Annotated in this window: 3 protein-coding genes; 1 reads left to right on the top strand and 2 read right to left on the bottom strand. The window is 31.0% G+C overall.

Features of this window, described 5'->3' with window-relative positions; translation table 11 throughout:
* The first annotated feature begins 354 nt into the window (after nucleotides 1–354).
* Entirely contained in the window at nucleotides 355–1,749 is a 1,395-nt protein-coding gene (locus I6U48_RS29345; RefSeq protein ID WP_218324054.1) for an amino acid permease, read from the top strand.
* Between the two features lie 148 nt (nucleotides 1,750–1,897).
* Here the strand turns inward: I6U48_RS29345 and I6U48_RS29340 are convergent, their stop codons facing one another.
* A complete protein-coding gene (locus I6U48_RS29340; RefSeq protein ID WP_218324053.1) occupies nucleotides 1,898–2,593 on the bottom strand; it encodes a L,D-transpeptidase family protein in 696 nt (231 codons plus the stop codon).
* 152 nt (nucleotides 2,594–2,745) lie between these two features.
* Nucleotides 2,746–3,177: a hypothetical protein gene (locus I6U48_RS29335; protein ID WP_218324052.1), complete on the bottom strand. Its 432-nt coding sequence runs from the start codon at nucleotides 3,175–3,177 to the stop codon at nucleotides 2,746–2,748.
* Between the last annotated feature and the right edge of the window lie 144 nt (nucleotides 3,178–3,321).

The raw sequence follows: 3,321 nt of genomic DNA, 5'->3' as shown, positions 1-3,321 counted from the left end.
ATCTGTATCTTTAATGTTTATTTACATTATTAACTATTTCCTTAACATTTTAAAGCATTTTACTGAATATATTTATAAATATATGTTTCTTTATATTACATTAATTGAATAAGTTGAATAATTTAGCAGTACATGGTATCATAAAATAGTAAATTATGAATATTAAGAATAATCTTTCAACACTCTCAACATTTTGCAAAAATTAATTTCCTTCTTTAAATTCATTCATAAAGGATACTTCACAAGGTATATTCACCACTAAGTGTAGGAAATCCTTTTTGATATAGCTTGAAATCCTAAAGGCTTTGGGGGTCCGCAAGCAGTTAATTTTTTAACAAGAAAGGGGTATTTAAAATGAGCATTGACGTTAAAACTCAAACAGGCGAAAGCCTAGAACGTGGTCTTGAAGAAAGGCACATTAAAATGATGGCAATCGGTGGAGCTATCGGAGTTGGTTTGTTCCTAGGATCAGCAACAGCTATCAAAGCTGCAGGTCCAGCTATATTGGTTACCTATGCCGTTGCAGGAATAATTATATTTTTTATTATGCGTGCCCTTGGCGAAATGGCTGTTGAACATCCAGTTGCAGGTTCTTTTAGCGCTTATGCAAACGATTACGTAAGTCCTCTTGCAGGATATCTAACAGGTTGGACATATTGGATAATGTGGGTTGTAACCTGTATGGCAGAAGTCACAGCAGTAGGTATTTACATTAACTTTTGGTTTCCAAACGTACCACAGTGGGTATCTGCACTTGTTGCAGTTTGTATACTTACTGTTGTAAACTTAACCGCAGCAAAAGCCTTTGGAGAAATCGAATTCTGGTTTGCACTTATAAAAGTTGCTACAATAATTATTATGATTGTAATTGGTCTAGCTATGATAATGTTTGGTTTAGGAAATAAAGGAATTCCAATTGGTGTTTCAAATCTAACTGCTCACGGCGGTTTCTTCCCAAAGGGAATAATGGGTCCTATATCAACATTAACCATGGTTTCCTTCGCCTTCGTAGGAGTTGAGCTTATCGGTGTTACAGCTGGAGAAGCTAAAAATCCTGAAAAAGTAATACCAACAGCTATAAACAGCGTTTTTGTGAGAATAATGATATTCTATATCGGTGCATTGTTTGTTATAATGTCACTTTATGCTTGGGACAGTATAGGAACTACAGGAAGTCCGTTCGTTCTTACATTCTCAAAACTTGGCATAGCTGCAGCTGCTGGTATCATAAACTTCGTTGTACTTACAGCAGCATCATCATCATGTAACTCAGGTATATTCACAACTGGTCGTATGCTTTATAATCTTTCATTACAAGGACAAGCACCTAAGGTATTCTCAAAGCTTAGCAAAACTAACGTTCCTAAAAATGCAATACTTGCTTCAGTAGGATTTATGTTAATAGGAGTTATATTAAACTACGTTGCTCCTGGTAAAGCTTTCACTTATGTCACAAGCGTAGGAACATTTGCGGGAATATTTGCTTGGTTCATGATTGTTTATACTCAGATTAAATTCAGAAAGAGTCTTAACCCTGAGCAGGTTGGTAAATTAAGATTTAAAACAGTACTTTATCCAGCTTCAGGCATAATTACTATGATATTTTTAGTTGGTGTATTCGTTTCCATGTGTATAGGTTCAGATACAAGAATTCCAGCTATAGTTGGAGTTGTATGGCTAGTTGTTTTAGTTGCTGCTTGGTATGGAAGTGGCTTAGATAAAAAAGAAGCTACTAAACTACTTAGATAAGTTGTTTAGTCAATATGTATCTGTATTAAATAAAAACACTCTTAAATAATTGGTAATTAAAATATAAATGGCTGTTTCAAAACTAAGTAATTAGTAATAAACGGCCATTTTTGCTGTTTTGTTTTTTCTCTATATTCTCTTTTAAATATTACTTATAAATTTCAACTGACATTCCAATAGTTGAATATTGTTTAATTATATTTATATCCTCATTAGAAAGAGAAATACTTCCATAGGTATTTTCATATTCAGTTCCACCTCCATGTATACCTATTTCACCACCTAATGGTGTATTTCCTGGTGGTTGTTTTTTCTCTTCTATGGAATTCTTAATCCTATCATATACAGATTTGTCAATCAACCCCTTATCTAATCCATTTTGAGCATCTTTTACATTAGGATAGCTAATTCCCATAAAGTATGTATATTTAGTTTTACTTATCTTTGAAGATATATAGTAACTTCCTTCTGGTATCTTATTATCTCCTTCTTTTTCTTTATTTCCCTCTGTATATGTTCCAAGCCCTATTTTAAATCTTCCAATAAGTTTCTCATCAGCATAAAGTTCTAATACTTTTTTTTCTTTATATATTTTAATAGAACTTCGTGATGGTGTACTTTCTGGCTTATTAAAGAAAATTTTAAAATTATCCTTATTTGTTTCTTTGTCAGTACTTGTTCCTTTTGAATTTTTGCCATTTTCTAAAGAAATTTGTTGTAGTTTTTCCTTAGAAGCATTTTGGTCTTTTATATACTTTCTTATAGATAATCCTGAAATCGCTGTAATTAGTACTATACCAAATATAAGAAATATAATCGGAAAAGCTTTATCTCTACATTTCATTCAATCACCCACTTTATAATTTCTTCTTAATATTTTCGTTGGATTTTAATATTTCTTCACTTTAAATACATTATATAAAATACAAACATATATTACAAATCTAGTACATGCTTAAGGCATGAATTGTAAATTTACAATTCATGCCTTGTATTTTAAATACCTAGTACTTTCCTCACCCAATCTATCGCATTTTCTTTTTCTCCATCTTGAGCTTTTAAACTACTATATATTTTATTGTAATCATCTAATTTAGAGTTATATTGAGATAGGTCCTTATTATATTGCATTAATTTATTATTATAGCTTATAACAGCATTGTTCCATTCCTCTGTATTTTTATTTAATGTTAATTTGTTCATTTCTTTTTTTAATTTTTCTAATTCTGAGCTTTGGTTTTGTATTTTCCTGCTCATATCCTCAATATTTTTTTTATCGCCCTCCAGTGTAATATTTGTTTGTTTAATAAGTCGTGTATCCCTTGGAGATTCTCCTGCTTTTATATCTACTAAGCCAGCTATGCATACCATAAAAAAAACTGCTATCACTATAAGTACTTCCATTACGATTGATTTTATCCTTTTCATATTACTCTCTCCCCTTTAAAATGATGTAATTTAATATTTTTTCCCTTGGTTGTATAACAGCCTATTTTACAATATGATTTTTTCCAAAAAAACATTACCTCTATATTAATAATTTATTTAATAAAAAAGGGGCTGTCGCACTTA

Origin of the sequence: Clostridium thailandense, from assembly GCF_019207025.1 — a bacterium.
Taxonomy (GTDB): Bacteria; Bacillota; Clostridia; order Clostridiales; family Clostridiaceae; genus Clostridium_AM; species Clostridium_AM thailandense.
Note: the sequence above shows the minus strand (reverse complement) of the source record. Positions and strands in the feature narration are given on the sequence as shown.

Coding starts and splice junctions, on each gene's coding strand:
- I6U48_RS29340 (WP_218324053.1), bottom strand. CDS start 2,593: ATGAAATGTAGAGATAAAGCTTTTCCGATTATATTTCTTATATTTGGT.
- I6U48_RS29335 (WP_218324052.1), bottom strand. CDS start 3,177: ATGAAAAGGATAAAATCAATCGTAATGGAAGTACTTATAGTGATAGCA.
- I6U48_RS29345 (WP_218324054.1), top strand. CDS start 355: ATGAGCATTGACGTTAAAACTCAAACAGGCGAAAGCCTAGAACGTGGT.